General features: G+C 41.3%; 1 protein-coding gene. It reads left to right on the top strand.

What is annotated here, in order from left to right; translation table 11 throughout:
- Positions 1-216 precede the first annotated feature (216 nt).
- On the top strand, positions 217-366 hold the full coding sequence (locus tag RINTHH_RS11135) for a hypothetical protein (protein ID WP_231291139.1): 150 nt from the start codon (positions 217-219) through the stop codon (positions 364-366).
- Positions 367-482: the final 116 nt, after the last annotated feature.

A 482-nucleotide genomic window follows, 5' to 3' on the forward strand; every position in this document is an offset into this window, starting at 1 on the left:
ATAAATTCCTGATCGTATGAATAGTTTTGTGTTTTGGGAACTGGTTCTGGATGAAACAGCAGCTTTTCCTGAAACATAAACACAAGTGTGCAAGCAACTGCGTAAATGGTTCCAGTGATGAATAGTCCTCGCTTTAAGTATTTCCGAATGCGTTTCTTGTCCATGATATTAAAGGTACTAAAAAGAAAAACGCACTCCCGTGAAGAGTGCGTTTCTGTGATTAACTACGTGCTAAATTTTACCAATGTCTGTGGTAGTGGTTTTCGTAATCACCATCGCCGAAGAATCTTCCATATCTTCGTTGGCGACGAGTTCTTCTTTGATCGTCTTCATCTTCATCCTCGTCTAAATCGTCGAATTCTGTGAATGTTATTTCGCGTCCGTCAGCAAGCACTTTTACCTCCTTCAGGAATATCAATGATAACGACCACGCGTTGATCTCTGTATTTTGTCGTTCGCGAGGGAATCGGTAATCTGTGTCG

Origin of the sequence: Richelia intracellularis HH01 (genome assembly GCF_000350105.1) — a bacterium.
Lineage (GTDB): Bacteria > Cyanobacteriota > Cyanobacteriia > Cyanobacteriales > Nostocaceae > Richelia > Richelia intracellularis.